This window comes from Methylosinus sp. shoA (genome assembly GCF_059718125.1).
In genome coordinates, this window is sequence record NZ_AP046091.1 from 3170924 (window position 1) to 3197268 (window position 26345).

At 68.3% G+C, this 26345-nt stretch carries 13 protein-coding genes; 12 read left to right on the plus strand and 1 reads right to left on the minus strand.

What is annotated here, in order from left to right; translation table 11 throughout:
- Positions 1-9: 9 nt before the first annotated feature.
- Positions 10-12297 carry a filamentous hemagglutinin family protein gene (locus AC6IW9_RS14500; RefSeq protein ID WP_497764584.1) on the plus strand — a complete coding sequence of 4096 codons (12288 nt, stop codon included), beginning with the start codon at positions 10-12 and terminating at the stop codon, positions 12295-12297.
- Positions 12298-12607: 310 nt separating this feature from the next.
- On the opposite strand, the gene AC6IW9_RS14505 is transcribed toward AC6IW9_RS14500, so the two are convergent.
- Positions 12608-14476: a substrate-binding domain-containing protein gene (locus AC6IW9_RS14505; protein WP_497764585.1), complete on the minus strand. Its 1869-nt coding sequence runs from the start codon at positions 14474-14476 to the stop codon at positions 12608-12610.
- Between the two features lie 218 nt (positions 14477-14694).
- Here AC6IW9_RS14505 and AC6IW9_RS14510 point away from each other — a divergent pair, with 218 nt between their 5' ends.
- The 11 genes from AC6IW9_RS14510 to AC6IW9_RS14560 all read left to right on the plus strand — a co-directional run bounded on the left by AC6IW9_RS14510 (position 14695) and on the right by AC6IW9_RS14560 (position 26313).
- Complete coding sequence (locus tag AC6IW9_RS14510; RefSeq protein ID WP_497764586.1) at positions 14695-16893, plus strand: tetratricopeptide repeat protein; 2199 nt, start codon at positions 14695-14697, stop codon at positions 16891-16893.
- Entirely contained in the window at positions 16890-17945 is a 1056-nt protein-coding gene (locus AC6IW9_RS14515) for a tetratricopeptide repeat protein (protein ID WP_497764588.1), read from the plus strand. The genes AC6IW9_RS14510 and AC6IW9_RS14515 overlap by 4 nt, the downstream gene beginning before the upstream one ends.
- The gene (locus AC6IW9_RS14520; RefSeq protein WP_497764590.1) at positions 17942-18391 is read left to right on the plus strand and encodes a hypothetical protein; all 450 of its coding nucleotides are present in this window, start codon (positions 17942-17944) and stop codon (positions 18389-18391) included. Before AC6IW9_RS14515 ends, AC6IW9_RS14520 begins: the two co-directional genes overlap by 4 nt.
- On the plus strand, positions 18388-19110 hold the full coding sequence (locus AC6IW9_RS14525; protein WP_497764592.1) for a lytic transglycosylase domain-containing protein: 723 nt from the start codon (positions 18388-18390) through the stop codon (positions 19108-19110). The genes AC6IW9_RS14520 and AC6IW9_RS14525 overlap by 4 nt, the downstream gene beginning before the upstream one ends.
- Positions 19107-19478: a hypothetical protein gene (locus AC6IW9_RS14530; RefSeq protein WP_497764593.1), complete on the plus strand. Its 372-nt coding sequence runs from the start codon at positions 19107-19109 to the stop codon at positions 19476-19478. The genes AC6IW9_RS14525 and AC6IW9_RS14530 overlap by 4 nt, the downstream gene beginning before the upstream one ends.
- Positions 19479-19730: 252 nt before the next feature.
- Positions 19731-21068: a tetratricopeptide repeat protein gene (locus AC6IW9_RS14535; protein WP_497764594.1), complete on the plus strand. Its 1338-nt coding sequence runs from the start codon at positions 19731-19733 to the stop codon at positions 21066-21068.
- Positions 21069-21079: 11 nt separating this feature from the next.
- Positions 21080-21958 (plus strand): FecR family protein, encoded by an 879-nt coding sequence (locus AC6IW9_RS14540; RefSeq protein ID WP_497764597.1) that lies wholly within the window; start codon positions 21080-21082, stop codon positions 21956-21958.
- A complete protein-coding gene (locus AC6IW9_RS14545; protein WP_497764599.1) occupies positions 21955-24204 on the plus strand; it encodes a CHASE2 domain-containing protein in 2250 nt (749 codons plus the stop codon). Before AC6IW9_RS14540 ends, AC6IW9_RS14545 begins: the two co-directional genes overlap by 4 nt.
- An 18-nt stretch (positions 24205-24222) precedes the next feature.
- Positions 24223-24897: an HD domain-containing protein gene (locus AC6IW9_RS14550; RefSeq protein WP_497764600.1), complete on the plus strand. Its 675-nt coding sequence runs from the start codon at positions 24223-24225 to the stop codon at positions 24895-24897.
- Positions 24898-25084: 187 nt separating this feature from the next.
- Complete coding sequence (gene ssb / locus AC6IW9_RS14555) at positions 25085-25606, plus strand: single-stranded DNA-binding protein (RefSeq protein WP_497764601.1); 522 nt, start codon at positions 25085-25087, stop codon at positions 25604-25606.
- Positions 25607-26055: 449 nt separating this feature from the next.
- Complete coding sequence (locus AC6IW9_RS14560; RefSeq protein ID WP_497764604.1) at positions 26056-26313, plus strand: hypothetical protein; 258 nt, start codon at positions 26056-26058, stop codon at positions 26311-26313.
- The last annotated feature ends 32 nt before the right edge of the window (positions 26314-26345 follow it).

Sequence of the window (26345 nt, forward strand, 5' to 3'; positions counted from 1 at the left end):
GGTCTCGCCATGACATTGCGCGCTCGCCCCCTTATTCGCAGGCCGGCCGGTCCGGCGTCGATCTTCATCGTCCCCGTTTCCCGCAAGCGGCTGCTCGCGGGGGCGAGCGCGCTCGTCCTCGCCGCGATCGTCTCGCAGGGGCCGGACGGCGCGGCGGCGCGTCCGCTGGGAGGAGCGAGCGCGCCGGCGGCGCCGACCGTGGCGGTCGATGCGGCGACCGCCGCGGCGCAACAGGCCGCGGCGATCGCCCGTCAGAGCCAGAGCACGATGACGCGCGCGACGCAGGCCATTCAGGCGATGCAGGCCGCGCAGGCGGCGGCGCGCGCGGCGGCGGCCGGCGCCGCGGCCCATCCGCCGATCGCCGACGGTCTGAGCCTCGGGGGCGCCGGCAAGGCGCCGGGGCTCGTCGTCGATCCGCGCGTCGGCGCCAATCCCAATCTCTGGATCAACGCCGATCTGCCGAAGCAGACAGTCGGCGACGGCAAGACCAAGGTCACGATCAAGCAGAACGCCGCGCAGGCGGTGATGACATGGCTCTATTACAACGTCTCGCCCGACACGACGGTCGTCTACGACCAGCAGGGCAATGTGAATTGGGTGGCGTTGAACCGCATCGACGCGACCGGCGCGCCGAGCCGCATCCTCGGCCAGATTCAGGCCGACGGCACGGTGCTGCTGATCAATCCGAACGGAATCATCTTCGGCGCCGGCTCGCAGATCGATGTCCACTCGCTGATCGCCTCCTCGCTCGACATCGACGGGACGCAGGCGGCGAGCGTGTTCAGCGGAAGCGCCGCGTACAACAAGATGACCTTCGATATCGAAGGCCTCGGCGCCGTCACCGCTTTCGCGCCGCCGAACGAAGCCGCGGCGAACCGCAATTTCGTCGGCGGCGAGGCAGGGCAGGGGCTGTTCCCCATAGCGATGCGGCTCGGCGTGACGGTCGGCAACTCGACGCGCTTCTCGATGGGAACGATGGACGGCGTCACCGCGGCGCAGAGTCCCGGCGGCGGCGCGATCGTCGTCGAGAGCGGCGCCTCGCTCGAGACCTCGATCAATGCGACGGGCGACGGCGGCTATGTCGCGCTGCTCGGACCGCGAGTCTCCAATTCCGGCAGCGTCACGACGAAGAACGGGCAGATCATCCTCGCGGCGCAGGGCTCGGTGATGCTCAGCGAGCCGCAGGCGACGGCGACGGGCGTGCATACGGCCATCGTCGTCGACCAGGACTTTTCGCAAGGCGAAAATCCGGCGAACTCGACCTTCGCGCCGCCTTCGCTCGGCGGCGCCGGCCTCGCGACGAACGACGGCCTGCTGCTCGCGCCGAGCGGCGCGGTGACGGTTTCTGGCGACAGGATCGAGCAGCACGGAGTCCTCGCGGCGACGACCAGCGTGACGCGTCCCGGCTCGATCACGCTCGCCGCTTCGGGCGACGTCGTCTTCGGCGGAGACAGCGTCACCGCCATTCTTCCGGACGAAGAGAGCGGATCGGTTCCGACGGGAACAGCGACTCCGGCCTATTTCGCGAGCAGCCTTCAGCCGCGCATCGACATCAGCGGCGCCGGCGTCGATTTCCAGTCCGGCTCGCTGCTGCGCGCGCCGAGCGCCGCAGTCGCCGTTCGCGGCTTCTCCTCGCCGGTCCTGCTCGAGTCGGGCGCGACGATCGACGTCTCCGGCCTCGCCGACGTGCAGGTTCCGGTCGCCGATTACCTCGTCACTTTCCTCGTCACGTCGAACGAGATCGCCGATTCTCCGCTCGCCGCGGCGCTCATCGGCAAGACGGTGACGATCGACACGCGCCTCTTCGGCACGCGCTCCGACGGCGTGAGCTGGGTCGGCTCGCCGGTGGTCGACGCATCCGGCTATGCCGGCCTCATTCCGCGAACCATAGAAGAGATTCTGACGGTCGGCGGCTCGCTGAACGTCTCCGGCGTGACGTTCATTCAGCAGCAGGGCTCCATCGTCGATCTCTCCGGCGGCTATGTCGCTTATACCGGAGGCGTGATCAACACGACGCGGCTCGTCGGAGCGGATGGGCGCTTCTACGACATCGGCTCCGCCGATCCGGGGATTCGCTATGTCGGGGTCGCGGCGGCGGGCGGCTTCACGGTCGCTCACTCGCGCTGGGGCGTCAGCGAGACCTACGCCAATCCGCTGCTCAACCGCACGCATTACGAAAACACTTATGTCGCCGGCGCCAGCGCCGGTTCGCTGTCGGCCTCCACGATCCCGATCCTCGACGGAACGATCATCGCGCGCACGGTCGCAGGCCTGCGTCAGCGCAGCAACGCCATCGGCGGCGGCGCTGGTCTGCAGACCTCGCTCGAGCAATTGCCGGCGGGAGCGTCGCTGACGATCACCGGCGGCGGCGCCTATCTGCTCGAGACGAGCGCGCAGGCCGGCGATGATCCTTACGGGCTCGCCGACTATTCTTACGGAGAGAGCTATTCGGCGCCGACGACGGTGGCGCTGCTGACGGACCGTCTCTCCGAGACGGGCTTCGGTTCGATCACGATCGATGGCGCGGGCGACATTCGCCCCGTCGTGAACATGGCCGAGGGCGCGACGCTCACGGTCGCGGCGGGCGGCGCGGTCGATCTGGCCGGCGTGCAGACGATCGACGGCGTGATCAACGCCGCGAGCGGACGCATCACGCTCACCGGGAGCTACAACGGCTCCAACGCTTCCTCGGCTCCGCCGCCGCTCGTCATCGGTTCGCATGCCGTGCTGAATGTGCGCGGCCTGTGGGTCAATGATGCAGGCGCCGTCGGCGACGCGCTTCAGGGCGCGGCCTTCGTGAACGGCGGCGCGGTCCGCATCGACACCGTCGCTTCGAGCTATCGGCTCGTCGAGAACGACGACAGCCATATATTGGACGCGACGCAGAGCATTATTCTCGCGTCCGGCAGCGTCATCGACGTGTCGAGCGGCGGCTATATCGGCGCCGACGGCCGGCTGAAGATGGGGGCGGACGGATTGCCCGTCGGCCGCGGCGGCAATCTCTCGCTGCGGACTTATGTCGGCGGCTGGGTCGCGCTCAATCCCCTGGCCAATGACTATAACGAGCATCCGAGCGGCGGCGATCAGCCGAACGCGGCGACCGTCGTCTTCGGCGGAACGATCCGTTCCGAAGGTCTCGGCGCGGGCGGAACCTTCGAGCTCCAGGCTCCGACCATCACGATCGACGGGCGGACCAATGCGATCACGTCCTATGCGTCCGGCGAGCGCTCCGGCGAGATCGTGCTGCCGTCCCGCTTCTTCGCCGACAATGGCTTTTCCGATTATTCGCTGACCAGCGTCTACGGCAGTTCGATGGTGACCGCGGGAACCCATGTGCTCCTGCGGCAGACCAACTATCTGCCCTCGGACGCGCTGACCGCGCTGCCGACGGGCGCCGATCTGCGCGAGGTCGCGACCATCGGCCTCGCGCCGGACGGATTGCGCAATCCGGTGAGCTTCGCGCTCCGGCAGGTCGCCTATGTCTATGGCGAGACGGGGCCGAGCACGACGGCGCGCGTCCTGCTCGACGCCGGCGCGCGCATCGTCGCGGAGGCGAGCGTGAACGCACAGGCGTCGGTCACGCTCGAATCTCTCGGCGGTCCGGTCGCCGTGCTGGGCTCGATCACGGCGCCGGGAGGCGAAGTCGACCTGCGCGCCGAGCGCACCAATGTCAGCGGCGTCGATCGTCTCCAGGTGACCGTCGGCGCCGACGCCGTTCTCGATGTGAGCGGCGTGTTCGTTCGCGATCCCAGAGAGATCGCCTATCGCACGGGCGTCGCGCTCGACGGCGGATCGATCGATCTGTTCGCCGAGCGCGCCGTCGATGTGAAGCGCGGCGCGCGCCTGCTGCTCGACGGAGCGTCGGCCAGCGTCGAAATCCCCTCCGGCGCGGCCATGCCGTCGACGCTCGTCACGCAGACGATCTGGAGCGACGGCGGCGCGCTGACGATCGACGGACCGGGCTCCTTCGCCGGAATCGTCAGCGCGCGCGGCGGCGCGCCGCTGGCGAACGGCGGCTCGCTCGCAGTGACCGCGCCGACCGTCGTCGAACAGGCCGGCGTCGTCGGCGTCACGACCAGCCGCTTCGCGGCGGCCGACAATCTGCTCATCGGCGTCGACACGCTGAACGGCAGCGGATTCGATTCCATCTCCTTGCCGGACGTCTCCTTCGTCGGCTCTCTATCGATCGCGTTGCGCGGATCGCTCATTCTCGGCGGAATGCTGACCTCGCTGCCGGCGAGCGGCGGGTCGCCGGCGACCGTCGAGCTCGACGCCGGCTATGTCTGGCTTCGGCAGTCCAATCTCGATCCTTCGGATACGACGCCCGGCCACGGCGTGCTCGATGTCTCGGCGCAATGGATCGACATCGGCACGCCGAGCACCCCTGCCCAGGACGAGGGCACACGGGTCACTTTCCAGAATTTCGGCTCGGTCACGCTGACCAGCGCCGACGCGATCCGGCTGATGGGGTCCAATGTCGCGTCGACGGGCAATCAATACGTCGGCTCGCTCGCGGTCGCGGGCGATCTCACGCTGCGGGCGGCGGAGATCTATCCGACGAGCGGCGCGAGCTTCACGCTCGCGGCGACCGGCAAGATCACCGTCGAGCAGAACGGCGTGGCGCGCGCGCCTTTGTCGGCCGGCGGCGCGATCATTCTCGACGCGCGCGAGATCGTCCAGAACGGCACGCTCTGGGCGCCCTTCGGGCAGATCGTGCTCGGCAATGCGACGACGACGGCGAGCGTGACGCTCGGCGCGGGCAGCCTGACCTCGGTCTCCGGCGCGGGAATGGTCGTCCCCTACGGCTATACGGTCGACGGGGAGAGATGGTTCGTCGGCGACACGAATTACGACACCGATTACGACGGCTTCCGCCTCGTCTCGAGCCCCGCGCGCGCGATCACGCTCAATGGCGCGAGCGTCGCGACGCGCTCGGGCGCGCGGCTCGATCTCTCGGGCGGCGGCGACATCTACGCCAGCGAATTCGTGGCCGGCGTGGGCGGCAGCCAGAACGTGCTCGCCGGTCCCGATGTCTACGCGCTCGTTCCGACGTCTTCCGCCCGGGTCGCCCCCTATGATCCGACCTTCGCTTATGCGCCGGACGCGGGATCGGACGGCGGCGCGGTGTTCGATTCGAGCCTGCTGAACACAGCGGCGGGCCGCGCGATCTACATCTCCGGCGGCAATGGCGTGCCGGCGGGCTATTACACGCTGATGCCGGGCATGTATGCGACTCTGCCCGGCGCCTATCGCGTCACTCTCGCCTCTTCCTCGTCCGGCAGCGCCGCGTCGTGGAGCCAGACGACGATGGACGGATCGATCTATGTGACCGGCCATTTCGCCAATCTCGTCACCGGCGCGCGCTCGTCGCAGAATGTGGTGTTCCAGCTCCAGGCGCAGTCGACCTGGTCGCGCTATTCGCAGATCGACATCACTTCGGGCGCGAACTATATTCGTGAACTCGCACTGACCGCCGGAACGGCCATTCCCGCTCTGCCGATCGACGGCGGCGCGCTGACTTTCGCCGCGCGCCGGAATTTGACGATCGGCGGCTCGTTCGATTTCAGCGCCGGCGAGAGCCCGCTCGCGCCGAGCCTCGGGGGCGTCGGCGGACAGCTGGCGATCAGCGCCGAGAAGATTCTCGTCACGGCTGCGAGCGGGACGCCGGGACGAAGCGGCTATCTCGCCATCGACGCCGAGGGGATCAGCAGGGTCGGAGCGACCACGGTGCTGATCGGCGGCTCGTCGAGCGTCGATGCCTCGGGCCGTCTCGTCGTGACGAGCGTCGCGACCGACGTCGAGATCGAGACGAACGCTGCGCTCCGATTGAGAGCTCCCGAGCTTCTCGTCGTCACGCAATCGGGCGGCGGCGGCATCGTCGTCGACGACCGCAGCTCTATCGCAGTCGGGGTCCACGACTCCGGAACGGCGCCGAGCGGCGGCGAGCGCGACATCGTCGTCGAAGGCGACGGCTCGCTGCTCCGCGCCTCGACGGGCTCCATGGTCGCGATCGCGCGCGCCGGCGCCACGGCGCAGGACGGCAGCATCGTCCTCGGCGCGAGGGTCACGATCGCGGCCAATGCGCTCACGCTCGATTCGAGCGGCTCCAACCGGCTCGGCGACAATGTCGCGCTCACGGCGAAGGCGTTCGACCTCTCCGCGAAGATCATCGATTTCGGCGGCGACGGCGCTTCGGGCGGGCTCGTGCTGAGCGACGCGCTCATCGCCAATTTCGCGGGCGCGGATTCCGTGAGACTGCGCAGCGCCTCGGCGATCAATTTCCACGATGCGGACGGGCTTTCGATCGGCGACGCCGTGCGTCCGATCGGCGCGCTGATCCTCGACGGCGGCGGACTCTATGGCGAGGGCGGCGTGACCAGCCTGTTCGCGTCGAACATCGTGCTGACCAACACGGGCGGCGCCTCGACGACCGCCAACGGGCTCTCGGGACGCAATGGCCGCCTGACGCTCGACGCGACCCAGACGATCACGCGGAGCGCCGGCGCCATGACGGCGAACGGCTTCCGCCGGATCGACCTCGAGGCGGGCGAGGACATCCGTTTCTCCGGCGCGGGCGCGCTCACGGCGAGCAACGGCTCTGGCGACGCCGATGTCGTTTTCTCGACCCCGAATGTCATCGCGACGGCGGGAAGCGCACAGTCGCTGACCGCGAGCGGCGCGCTGACGATCCGTTCGACCGGAGCGGCGGCGGCGGTCGCTCCCACCGAGATCGGCGGCAGCCTGTCGCTGACCGCGGCGAGCATAACGAGCTCCGGCGTGCTGACGGCGCAGGGCGGAACCTTGTCGCTGACGGCGACCGAGGGCGACGTCACGCTCGCCGCCGGCACGGTGGCGAACGCCGCCGGCACGCGCATCATTCTCGGCGACGTCACGCAGGACACGCCCGGCGGAACGGTGCGGATCATCTCGCAGACGGGCGATGTGACGATCGCCGAGGGGGTGCAGATCAGCGTCGCGGCGTCGGGCAGAGGCTATGCGGGCGGCGTCTATATCGCGACGGGCGCCGGCGGCGTGACGACCTTGCGCGGCGCGTTCGACGGTTCCGCCGAATTCAAGGATTCGGGCGGAGCCTTCGTTCTGAGCACGGGGCGCATCGTCGGCGATCTGCCCTGGAACGGCTTCACGCGCCGCTTCGAGGCGGCGATCCACCAGCCGGGCGATCTCGTCGTGCCGACCGGCGTCACGCTCGAATCCGCCGAGGTCCGGCTCGTCGCCGATCGAGGCAGCGTCATCGTCGATGGGACAATCGACGCGAGCGGCCCGACCGGCGGCGTCATCGGGCTCTATGGCGCCGGCAGGACGGTCGATGGCGTGACGACCGGCGGCGTCACGATCAATGCGGGCGCGAAGCTTCTCGCCCGCTATGAGGCGCCGACGCCCGATGATCCCGGCTACGCCAATGGCCAGGCCGCGCTCAATCCGAATGGCGGCCGCATCACGCTCGGCGTGACCGGATATTGGGACGGCGTCTCGCTCAACGCCGACGGCAGCGAGCGCGTGACGCGCGAGGGCTCGGGCAAGATCACCGTGGCTTCGGGCGCGACGATCGACGTGAGCGCGGGAGCGGGCGGGACCGGCGGGACCGTGTCGCTGCGCGCGCCGGTGGTCACCGATGCGAGCGGCCTGCGCGACGTCGATGTCAGCTTCTACGAGAATGCTTCCGATAGCGTCATCGGCGCGAGCGGCGTCACGTTGAACGCTTTCGCCGTATGGAGCACGACCGATCCGACGACGGCGGGGGCGGGCCGGCATTTCGACGGCGTCATCGATCCGGCCGGCTGGTTCGCCGCCGATGGGACGCGGATCGCCGGGACGACCGATCCCGAGACCGGCATTTTTACGCCGACCGGCCCGGTCAACGCCGATCACGTGACCTTCTATCAGCAGACGCTGCTCGGCTTCGTCAACGATCCCTTCGGCGGAGCGAATGAGGCGGTCGCCGCGCATTTCGGCCAGAATGTGCGGAGCTCTCTGCGTCTGCGGCCGGAGATCGATCTCTACAATCCGAACGCCGAGGTCAATCACGGCGACATCACCGTCGCCAGCAATTGGAATTTCGGCGCTGGCTCGCTCGACAGGTCGGGCGCGTTCAACCTGCTCTATCGCACGACCAATGGCGGCGAACCGGGAACGCTGGTCCTGCGCGCCGCCAACAACATCGACGTGAAGGCCACGATCACCGACGGCTTCTACGTGCGCTACGACGTCGGCGGCGCAGAAGCGACCGATGCGGCGACGCTCTACAACAACGAGATCGCGTCCGGTCTCTATCAGACCTATCTCACCATGTTCTCGAACGGCGCGCTGCACTATTCGGCGAGCGGCCTCAACGATCTCGTCGACGCGGTCGCGTCGTGGGAGGATTTCGGCCTGACGGGCCCCGCGGACTCCTCCGCGGCGAGCGCAGGCTTCTTCAGTCTGCCACAAACCGTCTTCGACGGGCTGCAATTCCGTCTGCGCGCGCCGACCGTGATCGCGGGATCGAGCCAGGTCGTGGATCAATACAATCAATATTACGCCAAATATCTCGAGCTGTTCCGCGCCTATGAGACGGAGATCACGGGGCTCGACGCGCATGGCATCGACGTCAATGCGAGCAACAGCGACATCCCCGGCGTCACGGGCGGCAATATCGTCTCCTATTCCGATTATTCCGCCATCATCGGCGCCGTGTTCGGCGGCGTCGAAATCGATCCGTCGACGCTCGTCATCCCCACGGCCCCGACGACGGGCTCGGCCTATTACAATCTCCACGACGGATTGGGAGCGATCCATTTCGCCGAGAACGGCTCCGCGACGGCCTCCTCGTCCGACTACGCCACGCAATGGGCCGCCTATTTCTACAATGTGATCAATCTGAACCTCTACAACACCTCGCGGACGACCCTCGTGGAGCTGTTCGGCGATCCCACGCTCGCTCAGGCCGCCGGCGCCGATGCGGCGCACGGCATCCTCGCCGCCGTCGCCGTCACGCCGCCCTTCGCGCCGCCGGCCTATACGACGCTGCAGCCGGGCTATGTGTCGTCCACCGAGATCAATCCGCCGCACCCCGCCGATCGCATCGCCAATAATCCGGCGATCTACAGCGTCGGCAATGTCGCGGTGACGAACACGACCTCGGCGGCGAGCCTGATGCCGGCGAGCTTCGGAGGCAGCTTCTCCTACGATCTCGTCGCAGGGGCGAGCTTCCTGTCCGGGAACAAGGCGTCGGTCGACCCCAATGCAGTCGTCTCGCTCGCGCAGGCGGTCGATCCGAAGGCGCCCACGGCCAGCATCGTGATCGACGGACACACGAGCTACGCCTTCAGCTACACGGACACCGAGACGCACACGACGACGATCCATATACCGACGCTGGTGCGCACCGGAACCGGATCGATCACGCTCGCCGCCGCAGGCAATGTGGAATTCGTCGACCCGGTCGTTCAAGGCGCCGTCTATACGGCCGGCGCCGCGGCGGCGACGCCCGCCGGCTATGTCGCGCCGTCGTTGACGAGCGCCTATCTCGCCAATCCCAACGGGCTCGTTTCCGCTCCGGCCTGGGGGACAGGCGGCGGATCGGTGGATGCGACGGCCGGAGGATCCATCATCGGCCTCGCCTCGGCGACGGTGAGCGAGACATGGGCGGATTGGCTCATTCACTACGGCTCTTCGGACGGCGATGGCACGCCGTTTTCCTCCTGCGCCGGCGGCGCGACCTCCTGCCAGACGGCGGCGTGGGTCAATTATGCGACCTTCTTCCAGCATTTCGGCGCGCTCGGCGGCGGCCACGTCACGCTGCGCGCCGGAGGCGACATCACCGACATTTCCGCATCGCTTCCCGAGACGATGGCGGTCGCCGGCGGCTTTACGGCCGCCGATCCCGCGCATGCGATCTATTACGGCGGCGGCAATCTGCTCGTGCAGGCGGGCGGCGATCTGAACTCCGGCGCTTTCCTCGTCGGACGCGGCGCGGGCCTGATCGAGGTCGGCGGCGCCGTGCGGCAGACGGCCGACAATCCGATCACGAGCGCCGAGGACGCGGCCACCTATCCGCTGCTGCTCGCCGCGCAGGACGGTTATATCTCGGTCGTCGCCAAGGGCGACCTCACGCTCGGGACGATGCTCGATCCGACGACGACGCGGCAATACGAGCTCGATCTCCTATCCTATATCCAGAGCCTCACGCCGACGGCCTTGCTGCCCGGCTTCGACGGCTCGGATAATTTCCTATGGGGCAATAGTTTCACGAGCTATGGCGCACGGGCGGGCCTCTCGCTGCTCAGCGTCGCCGGCGACGTGAATGCGATGACGCTCGCGGTCGACAATAGTCTCCCGGACGGCCCGGGACTCGTCGCCTCGTCGTCTCTGCTGCCCCCGAACCTTTCCGTCGCCGCGCTGCAGGGCGCCGTGACGATCGGCGAAGGCGGCTCGCGGACGATGCTCGCATTTCCGACCGATAACGCCGGCCATGACTCGGCGAGCCTCACGCTCGCCGCGGCGGGTTCGATCTTTGTCCGCCTGACGCTCGACGCGCCGACGGCCGCCGTCGTCGGAACGGCGAGCAACGAAGGAAGCTACGTCAATCCGCTCGGCCTTCCGTCCTACACGCTCGCGCCGACCGCGTGGTCGACGAGCACGCCGGTTCACGTCAGCGCGGGCGTCGATCTCGACGGCTCTCTCTCGGTGGACAGGCCTGCGCAAATCCGCGTCGGCCGCGACATCGGCGCCGGCGACTTCACCTTCACGGGCCTCAATTTCACCGACACGGATGTGACGAGCGTCGTCGCCGGCCGCGACATCGGCGGCGCCTATCATCTCTACGGCCCCGGCTCGCTGCTGGTCCAGGCAGGCCGTAATGTGCGCAAGCCGCTGAACGCTCCGGAGCAGAGCGTGTTCTCGATCTATACGATCGGCAATGGCTCGGGAGGCGTGCTCGCGGACGGCGTCGTGCCGACGCTGCACAGCTATCTCCCCGACCAGGGCGCGAACATCTTCGTGCTCTACGGCGTCGCCAGCGGCGTCGACTACGACAAAGCGATCGCGCTCTATGTCGATCCGGCCTCGACGGCCGCGAGCGGCGTCGATCTCCTCGGCTTCATCGCCGCGAGCCTCGGCCAATCGCGCGCGTCGGCCTGGACCACCTTCAAGGCCCTTTCGGAAGCGCGCCGGCATCTGTTGATCGACGAGGCCCTGCTCTCCTTCCGTTACGACAAGGCGATCAAGCTCTATGTCGATCCCGCCTCGGCGGGGACGAACGGCATCGACTTCCTCTCCTTCATCGCGGAGAGTCTCGGTCAATCGCGCGCGCAGGCCTGGACGACGTTCGAGGGTCTTTCCACGACGCGCCGGCGCCTGTTGATCGACGAGGCCTTCCTTTCGTTCCTGACCCGCGTCGCGACGGATTATCGCGACTCGTCGAGCCCCTATTATCTGAAATATTCACGCGCCTATGAGGCGATCGACACTTTGTTCCCGAAGAGCGAGCGCGACGACCCCGCCGCGGTCGGGCGCCTCGTCATGCCCTATTCGCTGATCGAGACGCAGGCGGGCGGCGACATCAACATCATCGGTCCGGTCGGCGGCATTCGCGTCGGCTCGGCGGGGCGCGACACGCTCACGCCGGACAAGGAGGGCGTTCTGACGCTGCGCGGCGGCGCGATCCGCGTCTACACGGATCAGACCGTGCTGGTGAACCAGAGCCGCATCATGACGCAGCAGGGCGGCAATGTGGAGATCTTCAGCGGCAACGGCGACATCGACGCCGGCTCGGGTCCGAAGACCTATGTCGCCAATCCGGCGCTGAGCAAGGTGTGCAATTATTCGACCGGCTATTGCTCGGTCAATCCGCAGGGGCTCGTCACCGGCGCGGGCATCGGCGCCATCGTCACTCTGCCGACGCAGGATCCGAGCCTGTCCAACGCGGTGCTTTCGGCGCCGCGCGGCACGGTGGATGCGGGCGCCGCGGGCATCAGGGTCAGCGGCAACATCATCATTGTCGCGCAGCGGGTCAACAACGGGGCCAATATCAGCATCGGGGGAAGCGCGTCCGGCCTGCCGACGACCTCCTCCTCGGTCAATATCGGCGCGATGACCGCAGCGTCGAGCACCGCCGGCGCCGCGGCCAAAGCGGTCGAGACGCCGCAAGCGGGCAATGCGGCTTCGGACGCGCCGTCGATCATCACCGTCGAGGTTCTCGGCTATGGCGGCTCCGAACACGACGCGGAGAGCGCGGGCGCCGCAGCGCCGGCGAGCGACGGCGGGTCGGACGACCAGAAATCGCGCCGGAGACGGTGAGCGCGTCTTCATCGACGAGAATTGGAGCCTTTCCGACTCTCGTCGGGCTTCTTCCCGCCCACGAAGCGGCATGACGCCGCAGAGCCGGGAGAGGCGCCGCGACGGGCGCGCCCGGATTTCGACCCGTCTTCGCACAAATATCCGGCATCCTTCGCGACTTTGCGCGTCCGAACTCATGCGCGCCGTCATGCTCGGGCGCGCCGGCGTCGAGTGTGCTCGCTTCGAAAAAGCCCGCTTCGCGATGCGAATGAAAAAAAGGCCGGGCGCGTCTTGCGACGCGCCCGGCCGAATTCGTGCGAGAGCGAAGAACTTACTTCGCGCCGCCCGTCACGTTCCGGCAGCCGTTGACCTTGCTGAGAGCGTTGTAGGCGGTGATCGACGTGGCTTTCGAGCCCTGCAGATATTGCGCCTTGACGTTCTGGATCCAGTTGCTCGACAGAGACCGGAAGCCATTGTTGACGAGGATCTTGCGGGAGCGATTGTCGTCGTAGAACCAGAGCAGGAACGACTTCAGATTCGCGACGCGGGTCGTGGCCGCGCCGACGGCGCCCGGGCCGTAGCAGCTATAGAGATAGGCGTAGGCGGTGCCGACGAGCGGATAGGCGGCGCTGCCCTTCGCCAGAGGCAGGATGGACAGGCCCGAAATATTGACCGCGGTTCCGCTGCCGGGGAGATAAGTGGTCGTCGGGAAGCCCTTGGCGTAGATGTTGTAGTCGTTGTAGGCCCAGCTCGTCGTCGGCGTGACGCCATAGGCGGCGAGAGACGCCCAGGCCACGTCGGCGTTGGACGGAGTTGGGGGGGCGAAGTTCACCTTCGTCTGGCCGGGGTGGTAGACGCCGGCGGCGCGCTGATAGTCGTTCTGCAGCCGCGCGCTGTTCGGGCGCGTCGTCGTGATCGGATTGTAGGGCGCGACGAAGTCGTTGCTCAGATAGCCGATGCGGCCGTGCTTGGCGGGGTCGTTGCCGACCTCCGACGCGACGGCGTCGCTGCCGGACACGCCGACCCAGTTGACGTTGCGGCCAAAGGCCTTGATGTTGTCGACGAGCTTCTGGAAGCTGTTGTCGGGCGCGACGCTGCTCGTGAAGATCGTCTTGTAGCCGAACTTGTTCTTCGGATCGAGCAGCGGGCAGACCGTCCGCAGGTAGTTGGTGAAGATGAAGCTCGTGCCGCTGCCGTCGGAACGATAGACGACCGTGATCGGCGTGCTGATATTGGCGTAGGACGTGCCGCCGCCGGTGCCCGCGGAGGCATGCGCCGCGTGCCAGGTGTTGGACGCGGCGAAGTTCTCCGTGCCGGCCGAGCCATTGGCCTTGAGATAGGGGATGGTGGCCCTGGAGTTCCAATTCGTCACGAGGCCGGAGAAGATCGCGCAGATCTGCGCGGTGGAGAGCTGGATGCGGTCGCCCGGCCCGTCAGCCAGAATCTGCGACTTGATGGTCCATTTGACGCCGTTGACCGTCTTCACGCCGGTGGCGCCGACCTTCGGAAGATTGACGGCGACGGCGACGGGAGCCTCGAACAGCGGCAGCTGGATCGGCTGACCGAACTTCGCGGTGCTATAGGCGACCGTCGAGGTCGTATTGGAGCGCGTGACGGTGACCGAGGCCGCGGATTGCCAGTTGGACGCAGGCTTGACGTTGTAGGCGGCCACGCTGGCCGTGCCGGTCGTGCTGACGAGAGCCGACGGCAGCGGCGAGTCGCCCGCGCCGAAGTCGAGGCTCGGATAGGGATAGGCTTTGAACGGCGCCGGACCGGCGCTCTCGAGAAACTTCGGCGGATCGGCCGGGAGCTGAACCGTCTGTGCGGCGGTGGTGGTGGTCACGCTGCCACGGAACAGCTGGCGGGGATCGTTGGTCACATAGCCGCGCAGGCCCGCGCTGCTGCCCACGGCGCCGTAGAGCAGCAGGATCGGCGAGGCGGTGCAGGTGGTCGGCAGCAGGCTGGGCGTCGGCTTGTTCGGATTGAAGGCGCTGCTGAAGGTGTAGCCGTCGCCGGTCACGGTCTGATTCAGATAGCAGTCGCCGACCTGACGCAAGGCGAGAGAAGCGAGCGAGCTGCCGCCGCCGAAGATGCCCTTGTTCGCGGCGTGGGCCGGCTGCGCGGCGATCAGGGCGACGGTCGAAAGCGCGAGAAGCGAGCTTCCGTCACGCAGACCTTTGCTGACAGAAAAAGCAGACATGAGTTTCTCCCAATGGATCGTCGTCGTAAGGTCGCGCGAACTCAACCGGCTGCCCGTGTTTCGTCGCCGTCACGCCCCCCTACACTTCAAAGACAGCTTCGGATTGGCGATCGCGAAAAAAAATTTCCCATATTTGCAAAAAATATGAGTCGCAGGCGACGGCGAGCTTTTTTATATTTCGCGTCCGTTCGATGCTTGGCGCGGGAGATCGGAAGAGAATGGCCGCAACGTCGGGCGCGATCGAGTCGTCGGTCGATCGCGTGAATGAAAGCGCCGAGACGTCGGGCGCGCGGCTCGCGCGCGGACGCAAATATCATGCGCGCGGGATCGAGCATGCGCGCGCCGACCGCTGGCGGGACGCGCTGCACGCATTCGAAGAGGCCGCCCGCTGCGCGTCCGATCAGCCAGGCTATCATTATGCGCATGGCGTCGCTCTGTGCCGCAACGATCGTTTCGACGAAGCGATCGCCGCTTTCGAGCGCGAGCTCGCCGTGACGCCCGATCATCCGCGGTCGCTCGCCGAGATCGGCACCTGTCTCGCGCGGACCGGACGAACGCGGCAGGGCGTTCCCTTCCTGCAGCGCGGCCTCGCGCTCATGCCGAACCTGCCGCTCGCGCAATACAGCCTCGGCCTCGCGCTGCTCACCGAGAATCGACGCGCCGAGGCGCTCGCGGCGCTCGACCGGGCGCTGACGCTCGACGGCGCCTTCGCCGACGCCTATCGCACGCGCGGCCTCGCCCGGGTGATGGAAGGGGAATATGACAAGGCGGTCGACGATCTGCAGGCCGCCGCCGCCCTGGACAGCAGGAACTATCGGGCAATGCTCGAGCTCGGCGTCGATTTCGGCGCCGCGGCGCGCGACCGGCAGGCCGGACGCCTGTTCGAGATGGCGGCGAAAGTGGCGCCGGATGTGGCGCTGCCGCAATATGTGTTCGGCCAATTCCTCGTCAACCAGCGCTTCTACGAGAAAGGCCTGCAATATATCGATCGCGCCATCGCGCTCGATCCGCTGCAGTCGGAGCATTTTGTCGCGCAAGGGTTCGGTCTGCTCGGGCAGGGACGCATCGACGAGGCCGTCGCCTCCTATCGCCGCGCCTGCGAGCTCGCGCCCGACAGCGCCAACGCCGCGGGCACGCTGCTGTTCGCCCTGCAGCATTATCCGAGCGTCACCAAGCGCGAGCTGCTCGAGGCGCACGAGAAATGGGCGGCGCTCTATCGGCCGAGCGCGCCGCGCGACCGGCTCGCCTTCGGCAATGATCGCGACCCTTCGCGCAAGCCGCGGCTCGGCCTCGTGTCGGGCGACATGCACCGGCATGCGGCGGCTTTCCTCACGCTTCGCGCCTTCGAGCAGCTCGCGGCCTTCGGTTACGAGCTCTACTGCTACAAGACCGACGCGCGGCGCGAGGACGATGATTTCAGCGAGCGCTACAAGGCCGCGGCGAAGAGCTGGAGCGACGTGTCCGGCCTCGACGACGACGCCTTCGCCGCGCTGATCGAGGAGCACGCGGTCGACATTCTGTTCGATCTCTCGGGACACACCGCCGGCAATCGCCTCGCCGTCTTCGCGCGTCGCGCGGCGCCGATCCAGCTCGGCTGGGCCGGCTATGTCGGCACCGTCGGTCTCGACACTTACGATGGGCTGATCGCCGATCCGGTCGAAATTCCGCCGCAGGACGACGCGTTCTATACGGAGCCGGTCATTCGCCTGCCGGATTGCTATGTCTGCTATCATCCGCCGACCTGCGCGCCCGATGTGACGCCGCTTCCCGCGCTCGAGAGCGGCGTCGTCACCTTCGGCTGCTTCAATCGTCCGGCGAAGATCAATCCCGAGGTCGGACGCGCCTGGGCGCGCATCGTCGAGCAGGTTCCCCGCTCGCGCATTCTGATGGTCTATGGCGGGCTCGACGAGAGCGCCACGCAGGACGCGCTCTATCGCGTGCTGGAGCAAGGCGGTCTATCGCGCGCGCATGTCGAGCTCGTCGGCCGCACCGAACAGCGCGACCTGCTCGACTTCTATGCGAAGCGGGTCGATCTCGCGCTCGATCCCTTTCCCTATTCGGGCGGCGTCACCACGCTCGAGGCCATGTGGATGGGCGTGCCGACGGTCACTTTCGTCGGCGACACATTCGCGGGGCGCCATGCGGCGACGCATCTCACCGCCGCGGGCCTCGCGGATTTTTGCACCCATTCGATCGACGACTATGTCGCGCTGGCCGTGGATTGGGCGAAGCGTCCGCGCGATCTCGCCGCATTGCGCGCCGGACTGCGCGAGAAGGTCGCGGCTTCCCCCCTCAATGACCAGCTGCGCTTCGGGCAAAATCTGTCGAGCGAATTGGAACGGCTCTGGACGCAATGGTGCGATCTGGGGCAGGAGCAGGGCAGGACGCAGGGTCGCAGCGCCGCGGAGTTCGCATGAACGATAGGGCCGAGGAGAATGCGCCGGGCGCGCGCCATCCCGATTACATCCGCGCCGTCTTCGAGCGGTCGGTCGCGATGATCGAGGCGGGCCGGCTCGACGGCGCCGATGTCCTGCTGAGGACATTGGGCGAGGAGCCGAGCGCGCAGGAGGCGGTCTCCTATCTGCGCGGCGTGATCGCCGCGCGACTCGGGGAGCGCGAGGCGGCGCAGAGCCTGTTCAAGACGGCGCTCGGGCATAATCCGCACAACGCCGACGCCCATGCGCAGCTCGGCGCGCTGCTGCTCGAGGAGCGCCCGGTCTCGGCCGCCGCGGCTTTCGCCGCGGCTCTCGCGCTCGACGCGAACAGGGCCGACTGGCATTTCGGATTTGCCGAAGCGCTGCGCCGGCTGGGCTTTGCCGATCTCGCGAGGGACAGTCTCGATGAAGCGCGCGCGCGCGGTCACGCGGGAGCGACGCAGGCCTCGGCGAGCCTCGCCGAGCGAGACGATCGGCGAGAGGTCGAGGATCTGTCCTCCGAGGACGAAACGCTGCTCTGCGACGCTCTGTTCTCCGAGGCGACGCGGCGTCTCGGCGCCGGCGACATGGCGCGCGCGAAAGCCGTCTACGAGCGCGTGCTGAAGCGTGCGCCGTCGCATCTCTTCACTCTCTGCAATCTCGGCGCGCTGGAGTGCGCGCTGGGCGATCTCGAGCGCTCGAATTCGCTGCTCGAGCGCGCGATCGGCGTCGATCCATCTTTCGTCCCTGCGCGCCTCGCGCTCGGGGAGACCCATCTCGCCGCGGGCCGCGCGCGCGAGGCGCGCGCGCAATTCTCGAAGGCGATCGAACTCGAGCCGCAGAGCGCCGCGCCTCATGCGGCCTTTGCGATGGCGCTGCAGAAGCTGGGCGCGCCGAAAGAAGCGATCGAGCATTTTCATCGGGCGATCATGATCGATCAGAATCAATCCGCCGAATTCTACGCCTCGCTCGGCGCCGCACTCGAGGCGATGGGACTGCGCGACCGCGCGGAGATCGCGCTGCAACACGCCGCGGCGCTGGCGCAGGCGTCGTGACGACCGGCGTGTCGAGGCGTCGTTTTTCGCTCCGCGCGATCGGCGCGGCGGGCGTCTTCGCCTGCGCCCCGGCCGGCGCGTTCAAATCGCCGAACGACGCTCCGGCCGCCTGGCGGGACTATGCCGTGCTGGTGAAGAGCCGTGTGCAGGACTGGCTCTCGGGCGATGACGAGCCCGCGCGGCGGTTTCGCGCGACGCTGGATGCGCGTGCGCAGGCGCGCGGGGCGACGGCGCGCGTCGTCGCGCGGCTCTGGCTCCTGTCCGACGGCGAAGTGGCGCGCGCCGAATTCGATGGAGTGGACGCGTCGGCCGTCGTCGCGCTGCGCGCGCTGCTGCTGCATCGGCGCATCGGCGCGCCGCCGCCCGCGGATATGCTGCAGCCTCTTCATCTGGCGCTTTCGTTGCAGATCGAGAACCGCGCCTCGATTTTCGTGGAGAGAGGATGAGCGCCTTTCGATCCATATTTGCGCTCGCCCTTCTGGCGACGCCGGTCATGTTCTCCGGCGTCTGCCTCGCGGCGGAAGAACAGGCGCCGCGGCTCGCCGCTGTGGAAGTCGCGCCACGTGCGGAGCCCGAAACGCCGCGCGCATCTGCGGCGGATTATCGTGCGCTGGTTCACGCCGAGGCGAGCCGCGCCGGCCTGCCGGCCGAGGTCGCCGACGCCGTGATGGCGGTCGAGAGCGGCTATGATCCGCATGCGATCGGCTCGTCCGGCGAGATCGGCCTGATGCAGGTGCTGCCGTCGACGGCGCGCATGTTGGGCTTTTCCGGCGGGACCGAGGCGCTCGCGGCGCCGTCGACCAACATCCGTTACGGCGTGACTTATCTCGCGGGGGCCTGGCGGCTCGCGGGCGGCGATCTCTGCACGGCCGTCATGAAATATCGCGCGGGCCATGGCGAGACGCGCTTTTCCCACCGCTCCGTCGACTATTGTCTCGCCGTGCGCGCCAAGCTCGCGGCGCGCGGCTATCATGTGACGGGAACCGTTCCCGTCGCCACATTCGGCGATCCGCCGCCGCGTGGGGCGATCGGCGCGATGCTCGCCTCGCGCTGCCGGCGCGACTGTCTCGCGGTCGCCGCGCGCGGGCCCGATTTCGACGCGATCAACGCGCGTCTCGATCATCTGGTCGCGCAGGCGAGCGCCAATTCGGTGCGGCTGCGATGAGACGTCTTTCTCTCGCCGCGGTCGCGACCCTGCTGCTCGCGGCTCCGGGCCGGGCCGAAGACGCCGCGCCGGCGAAGGAGGAGATCATCATCGGCGGCGGACCGGCGGCGACGTCGACGGGACAATGCGTCGACGTGCAGATCGGCGCCGACCGTTCCTTTGATTGCCTCAATCGGCTGCTGAGACGCGAGGCGAAAAAGGTCGAGCCGCGTCTGCCGGGGCCGCCCATCGACGCGCGATCGTCGGATCTGAAGACAGGCGTGGTCAACATCCCCGCCATACGCCAGCAATATGGACGCAATTTCGGCGTTTCGGCCGTTCCCTACCGCGACCCCGTGGTCTTCGCGCCGCCCGCGCTGCGGCGGTGATCTTCGCCGAATCCGAACCCCGAGAGCGCCGCGCGATCCGGTTCGAACAGCGGCTCCGTCATCGCGACGAGCGCAGCGACGAAGCGACCCGGAGCATCGGCGGGGCCTACCGCTCGACGCCCAAGGCCGTCTCGTCTCGCGCGCGGTGACGCAGACTGCGCGCTCGCGGCTTGACCTTTGCACGCCATTCCCCTCCTACTGCGAAGCGAAAGGCTCCGCTTGCGCAGCGGGGCGCGCTGGCGAGGATTTTTCGTGGTCGTTTCCCTTCATGCGCGCGGCAGGGCGGCCCGCGTCCTCGCGGCCCTCGCGCTGGCTTGCGCCGCGCCGTCCGCCGAGGCGCAGGACGCGCGCGCCGAGCAGGCGCGGCTCGCCGAGGAATCGCGGCTGCACCCGGCCGATTTCGAGATCGCCTATCGCTATGTGCTGATCTCGGTCGAGCTGCGCGATTACGAGGCCGCGATCGGCGCGCTCGAGCGCCTGCTCGCCTTCAATCCGAGGCTCGCGCGGGCGCAGAAGGAGCTCGGAATGCTCTACGCCAAGCTCGGCGCCGGAGAGACCGCCGCCATGTATCTGCGCGCCGCGGTCGAAGGGGGCGCGCTCGGCCCCGCCCAGCGCGCGCAGATCGAGGCCTTTTTGGCGCAGGCGCAGAAGGAGAGCGAGCCGAGCCGCTGGTCGGCGCGGCTGCAGGCCGGCGTGCGCTCGCAGTCCAACGCCTCCTTCTTTCCGAACAACGGGCTGTTCTCCGCGGGCGGCGTCGGACTGGTCTCGCCGCTGCAGCGCCGCGCCGATTTCAACGCCTTCGAGCTCGCCGACATCGCCAACGACACCGATCTCGACACGCAGGGCGAGGCGCAGTTCGAGACGCGCTTCAAAGGCTACGCCACGCAGCAGTTTCACCTCGCGAGCTATGATGTCGGCGTGTTCGGCTTGACGGCCGGCCCGCGTTTCGCGCTCGATCCGGCGGCCGCGCCGGGCGTCGGCGTCAAGCCCTATGTGACCGGCATGACCTCCTATGTGGGAGGCTCGAATTATCTGAATTCCGGCGGCGCCGGCGTCGCGGTGAGCGCGCCCGTCGGCGAAGAGGTCTTCGTCGAGCCCGGCGTCGAATATCGCTATCTCTCGGTCGCCTCGACGGGGCTCTTCCCGTCCGTCTCCGCGCTCGGCACGGGCAGCGCTGTGACCGCCTCGCTCGGCGGCCTGTGGGCGCCGCGCGAGAACATCAGGCTCGAGACGCGCGCGGCCTTCACCCGCGCCAACGCCATCCGTTTGCCGCAGTCCTTCGATCAGGTCGAGGGACAGGCTCTGCTGCGCGTCGATTTCGATCCGCCGCTCGCCGGCGTCGGGCGGAAATGGTCGCTCGCGCCCTTCGGCCGCGTCTTCCACGCTTTCTACGACGCCGCCGATCCGGTCCTCGATCCGTCGCGGGCGCGTCGCGACACGGGCTGGGCGGCGGGCCTCCTCGTCGAGGCGCCGCTCACGCGCTGGGTCGGCATGTCGGCGGCCTTCGAATATGCCCGCTATGATTCCAACCTGCCGAATTTCCGCACCGACAATCTGTCGGTATGGTTCGGCCCGGTGGCGCGGTTCTAGAGGGGAACGGCATGGCGACAGCAGCGAAAATCGCGCTCGCGGCCGGCGTCGCGCTCGCCGTCTCCGCCGCCGCGGCGGAGACGGTCGGCAGCATCGGCGCCGTCAATCAGTCCGCGCGGGGGACGGCGCCCGGCCAGGCGGCGCGCGCGCTCTCGCTCGGCGCGGCGATCGTCGATCGCGAGCGCGTCGAGACCGATCGCGCCGGCAGCGCGCAGATCGTCTTTCGCGACCGCTCGACGCTGACGGTCGGCCGCAACAGCCAGGTGACCATCGACCGCTTCGTCTATTCGGGCAATAGCGGCGGAGAGCAGACGATCAGCGCCGCCAAGGGCGTGCTGCGCTTCGTCGGCGGCGGCGTCAGCCATGGCGGCGGAGCCTCCATCAAGACGCCGACGGCGACGATCGCCGTACGCGGCGGCGCCGTGCTCGTCGATCTGAGCCGGCCGAAATGCGGCGCGCTGATCGTCGACCAGTTCGGCGCGCTGACCATTCGCACGAAGAGCGGATCGCGCGTGCTCTCGCGCGTCGGCGCGGGCGTCTGCGTCTCGCCGAGCGGGGAGATCGGCGAGGCCTTCCGCGTCTCGGCGGAGATCATTGCCGGCCTGCAGAAAGAGCTGGCGAGCGAGCTCGCGCAACATGGCGGCGTCGACGTCCTGCCGACGGAGGAGGACGCCGAGCGCCTGCTCGGCGGCGACCGGCCGCTGCTCGGCTCCACCGAGAGCGACAGGGGGCCGGGGCTCGACACGCTCAATATGTTCTGGGCCGGCCAGTCGCTCGTGCGCAGCCGCGCCCAGAGCCTCCACCAGCCGGCGCCCGCCCCGCATGCGGAGCCGCCGCCGATGGGCGAGGGCGGCGCGGGTGGGGGCGCGGCCGCGGCCGCGGCCGATTGAAAGGGATCGCGGCCGTCGTGCGCGGGCTCTGGCGGCGCACGCCTCTCTATCTCACGCTGTCGGCGGCCGTCGCGGCGGCATGGCTCTCCTTCGGCCGGGCGCAGCCGCGCCTGCTCGACGACCTGCGCAACTTCGTCTTCGATTCCTTCCAGCGTCTCTCGCCGCGCCGCTATGATCCCGACACGCCGGTCCGCGTCGTGGCGGTGGACGAGGCGAGCCTCGCCGCCTTCGGTCAATGGCCCTGGCCGCGCACCCGCCTCGCGGAGCTCACCCGCCGGCTCGCCGCCGCGGGCGCGGGGGCCATCGCTTTCGATTGCGTCTTCGCCGAGCCGGATCGCTCCAGTCTCGAATTCTTCGTGCGCGATCTGCCGGACGGCCCGGCGAAGAAAAAAATCCTGTCCGCGACCGCCGGCGCCGTGCCCAACGACCGCGTCTTCGCCCGCGCCATCGCCGAGGCGCGGGTCGTGCTCGGCATGACGCTGTCGGAGGAAGGGACGGATCGGGCTCCGCCGCTCAAGGCCGGCGTCGCCACGGCCGGCGACGATCCGACGGAATTCCTCGTCGCCTTTCCGGCCGTCGTGGCTCCGCTGCCGGAATTGGCCGAGGCGGCGCGCGGCCTCGGCGCGACCAATTGGCAGCCGGATCGCGACCAGACCGTGCGGCGCATTCCGCTCGTCGGCGTCGGCCCGGCGGGCGTCGTTCCGTCGCTGGCGCTCGAGACGCTGCGAGTCGCGCAGGACGCCTCGACCATCGTGATCCGCTCCTCTAACGCCAGCGGCGAGGCCGCCTTCGGTCGGCGCACCGGGGTCAATGCGGTGAAGGTGGGCGCGCTCGAGATCGCCACCGGCGCCGGCGCCGACATCCGTCCGCGCTACGCCGCGGCTGCGCCGCAGCGGCGCATCTCGGCCGTCGACGTGCTGCAGGGGCGCACGCCGCGCGAGGCGATCGAGGGGCGCCTCATCCTCGTCGGCGTCGTCGCCGTCGGCGCGGGCGACATTCGCGCGACGCCGTTGGAGCCGGCGGCGGCGGGCGTCGACATTCATGCGCAAATGCTCGAATCGCTGCTCTCGGGCGCGCTGCTGTCGCGGCCCGATTGGGCGCCGGGGCTGGAGCTCGTCGGCGCCGGCTTCGCCTATGGGCTGGTCGCGCTGGCGCTGCTGGTCGCCTCGCCCTTCGTCTCGGTCTTCGCCGCAGCCGGCGCGGTCGCGGCGATGTTCGGCGGCGCCTATCTCGCGTTCGAGCGAGAAGGGCTGTTGTTCGATCCCGCCTTTCCGAGCCTTGCCGCTGCGCTCGCCTATGGCGTCGGCGCGCTGACCCTGTGGCGCTTCGACCGGCTCCAGCGCCGGCGCGTGCACAACGCCTTCGGCAAATTCGTCGCGCCAGCCGTCGTCGACCGCCTCGTCGAGCATCCCGAGCGCCTGGCGCTCGGCGGCGAGACCCGCGAACTCACCGTGATGTTCTCCGATCTGCGCGATTTCTCCGGGCTTTCGGAAGGCATGAGCGCGCAGGAGCTCACGCTGTTCATGAATGATTATCTGACGCCGATGACCGACGCGATCCTCGACAGCGAGGGGACGATCGACAAATATGTCGGCGACGCGATCGTCGCTTTCTGGAACGCGCCGCTCGACGTGGAAGACCATCCGCGCAAGGCGGCCCTGGCCGTGCTCGCGATGCGCGTTGCGCTCGCGAAACTGAACGACGAGCGCGCCGCCAGGGCCGCCGCGCAAGGGCGCGCACATCGGCCCGCCGCGATGGGCGTCGGCCTCAATCTCGGGCTGTGCAGCGTGGGCAATATGGGCTCGACGCGCCGCTTCGATTACTCCATCCTGGGCGACGACGTGAATCTGGCCTCGCGCCTCGAAGGATTGTGCAAGACGTTCCGCACCGACATCATCGCTTCCGGCGCCGTGCGCGGCGCCGCTCCCGATCTCGCCTGGCTCCCGCTCGGAGCGGCGATCGTGGCGGGACGCCGCACGCCGACCGAGATTTTCGCTCTGGCGGGCGACGCCTCCGTCGCGGCGAGCGCCGTCTTTCGCGATTGGCGGAGCGCGCACGAAGCGATGATGGAGAGCTACGGCCGCCGCGCTTTCGGGGAGGCGCGCGAACGGGCGGCCGCGTTCTGCGCTCTGGTCGAGCCGAACTGGCGCGATCTCTACGACGTGCTGCTGCTGCGTTTCGCGAGTCTCGAGCAGTCGCCCCCCGGCGACGATTGGACGCCGGCGTGGACGCCCGAACGCAAGTAGAGTTTCTTGGAAGAGGCGATGAACGAATCCATTCGCAGACGCTTTTGGCGCGAGGTGGAAAAGGCGCATGAGCCGAACGCCTACGCCGTTCTCGACGCCGCCTATCGGCAGCCGCATCGGGCCTATCACACTTGGGAGCACATCGACGCCCTGCTGGACGGCCTTCAGCGTTTCGAGCGTCTCGCCGTGCGGCCCGAGCTCATCGCCATCGCCATTTTCTGGCACGACGCCGTGCATCGCGCGCGCGACCCGGACGGGCGAGCGCGCAGCGACGCGCAGAATGTGCGCGACAGCGTGCTGATGTTCCGCCGCTGCACGAGGCTCGGCGAGGCGGAGGCGCGGGCGGTGGAGGATCTCGTCATGGCGAGCGCCGATCATGCCCAGGCAAAGGCTGCGGCCGAGCATTATCCCGGCTTCTCGGGCGATCTCGATCTCTTCGTCGATCTCGATCTCAGCCCGCTCGCCGCGCCCTGGGAGGCTTTCGTCGACAACACGCGCAAGATCCGGACGGAATCGGCCGGCGTCGAGGAGACGAAATTCGCGGCCGATCAAGCGACTATGCTGGAGAGCTTCGCGCGCGGCGGCGCGCCGATCTTCCGCCGCGCCGAGACGCGGGCGCTGTGGGACGCGGCGGCGCGCGCCAATCTCGAGCGCTGCATCCCGCGCCTGCGGGCGGCGGGCGGAAGGTGGTGAGGGCGTGCGACGGCGAAGCGCGGGGCCGGCCGAGCGGGGCGCCGCGACGCTTGCCCGCCCGATCGCGCGGTGCTAGAACAAATACGGAACTGAGCGCAGCCGCCTTTATTGTGGACAACGGAACCGATGTCCGCCGGCGCCGTTGGGTTCGGATTAGAGTGGCCGGGGTTTCTGAGGGGAGACGACAATGGCGGGCAGCGTCAACAAGGTGATCCTGGTCGGCAATCTGGGGCGCGATCCGGAGGTGCGCACGCTTCCCTCGGGCGATCGCGTCGTCTCTTTCTCCGTGGCGACGACGGAGTCCTGGCGCGACCGCAACACCGGCGAGCGGCGCGAGCGCACCGAATGGCACAACGTGTCCATCTTCAACGAGAATCTCGCCAAGGTGGCCGAACAATATTGCCGCAAGGGATCCAAGGTCTATCTCGAAGGCCAGCTGCAGACGCGCGAATATCAGGACAAGGACGGGATCCAGCGCCGCGCGACCGATGTCGTGCTGCAGCGCTTTCGTGGCGAGCTGCAGTTGCTCGACAGCCGCGGCGGGGGAGGCGGCGGCGATTACGAGGGCGCCGGCGGCTCTGGGTCGAGCAGCGGCGGCTCGAGCTTCGGGCGCTCCTCGCCGATGGAGCGCTCCTCCGGCGACCGCGCGTCCGCGCCGGCGGGCGGCGGTCGTCTTTCCGATCAGCTGGACGACGATATTCCGTTCTAGCAACGGGTCGAAGAAAGCGCATCGCGACGTAACGAAACTGTCGTCTATTGTTGACAGCTCCGTAGAGAACGGCCTATCTGCCACGGGGCAACGCGCCCAAGAAGAAGGGTCGAACCCCGAACAGAAAGGGAAGGAAGAATTCGCGTCCCGGCGACGGCGGCCGCGGCCTTCGTGAAAACGCGGCTTCGGCTTTCGCACTCGGATCGAGGGCGCCGTGAGACCGTTCGTGCGTCGAGCCCGACGAGCGCGATCGGCCGCGGCGCCTCGCCCGAGGACGATTTCGCCGTCCGTGCGGCAAGGCGCCGGACGATGTCCGGCGCTATTCCACCGCGCTTGCCGGAAGCGAAGAACTTCTAGAGGATCGATGACGCCGAGGTCACGCTGACAAGAGTGGAACGCCGGCGCAGAGAAGCAAGAATGAAGTCAAGAGAAGAAGAGGGAAGACAGAGATGAGATTCTACGCCCTTATCGCCGCCGCGGCTCTTTTCGTCGGCGCGTCCGGCGCCGCTTTCGCCGAGTGCGACCCCAAGAAGGCCGACACGGATGTGGACAAGCAGGCAAAGTGCTCGGAGAAGTGCGAGGACGGCTGGATCAGCGGCAAGCAGCACTACAACTCCGACATCCCGAAGCTGAAAGCGGAGAGCGCCGCCTGCTTCCAGAAGTGCGATTGCGCCGCTCATGGCGAGAACATCCTGAAGATTCAGTAAGGACGGCGTTCCGCGCGAGCGGAAACGGATCG

What these genes read in the sequence shown, in the direction of transcription:
- AC6IW9_RS14500 (WP_497764584.1), top strand. Translation starts at nt 10, where the DNA reads ATGACATTGCGCGCTCGCCCCCTTATTCGCAGGCCGGCCGGTCCGGCG.
- AC6IW9_RS14505 (WP_497764585.1), bottom strand. Translation starts at nt 14,476, where the DNA reads ATGTCTGCTTTTTCTGTCAGCAAAGGTCTGCGTGACGGAAGCTCGCTT.
- AC6IW9_RS14510 (WP_497764586.1), top strand. Translation starts at nt 14,695, where the DNA reads ATGGCCGCAACGTCGGGCGCGATCGAGTCGTCGGTCGATCGCGTGAAT.
- AC6IW9_RS14515 (WP_497764588.1), top strand. Translation starts at nt 16,890, where the DNA reads ATGAACGATAGGGCCGAGGAGAATGCGCCGGGCGCGCGCCATCCCGAT.
- AC6IW9_RS14525 (WP_497764592.1), top strand. Translation starts at nt 18,388, where the DNA reads ATGAGCGCCTTTCGATCCATATTTGCGCTCGCCCTTCTGGCGACGCCG.
- AC6IW9_RS14530 (WP_497764593.1), top strand. Translation starts at nt 19,107, where the DNA reads ATGAGACGTCTTTCTCTCGCCGCGGTCGCGACCCTGCTGCTCGCGGCT.
- AC6IW9_RS14540 (WP_497764597.1), top strand. Translation starts at nt 21,080, where the DNA reads ATGGCGACAGCAGCGAAAATCGCGCTCGCGGCCGGCGTCGCGCTCGCC.
- AC6IW9_RS14550 (WP_497764600.1), top strand. Translation starts at nt 24,223, where the DNA reads ATGAACGAATCCATTCGCAGACGCTTTTGGCGCGAGGTGGAAAAGGCG.
- ssb (WP_497764601.1), top strand. Translation starts at nt 25,085, where the DNA reads ATGGCGGGCAGCGTCAACAAGGTGATCCTGGTCGGCAATCTGGGGCGC.
- AC6IW9_RS14560 (WP_497764604.1), top strand. Translation starts at nt 26,056, where the DNA reads ATGAGATTCTACGCCCTTATCGCCGCCGCGGCTCTTTTCGTCGGCGCG.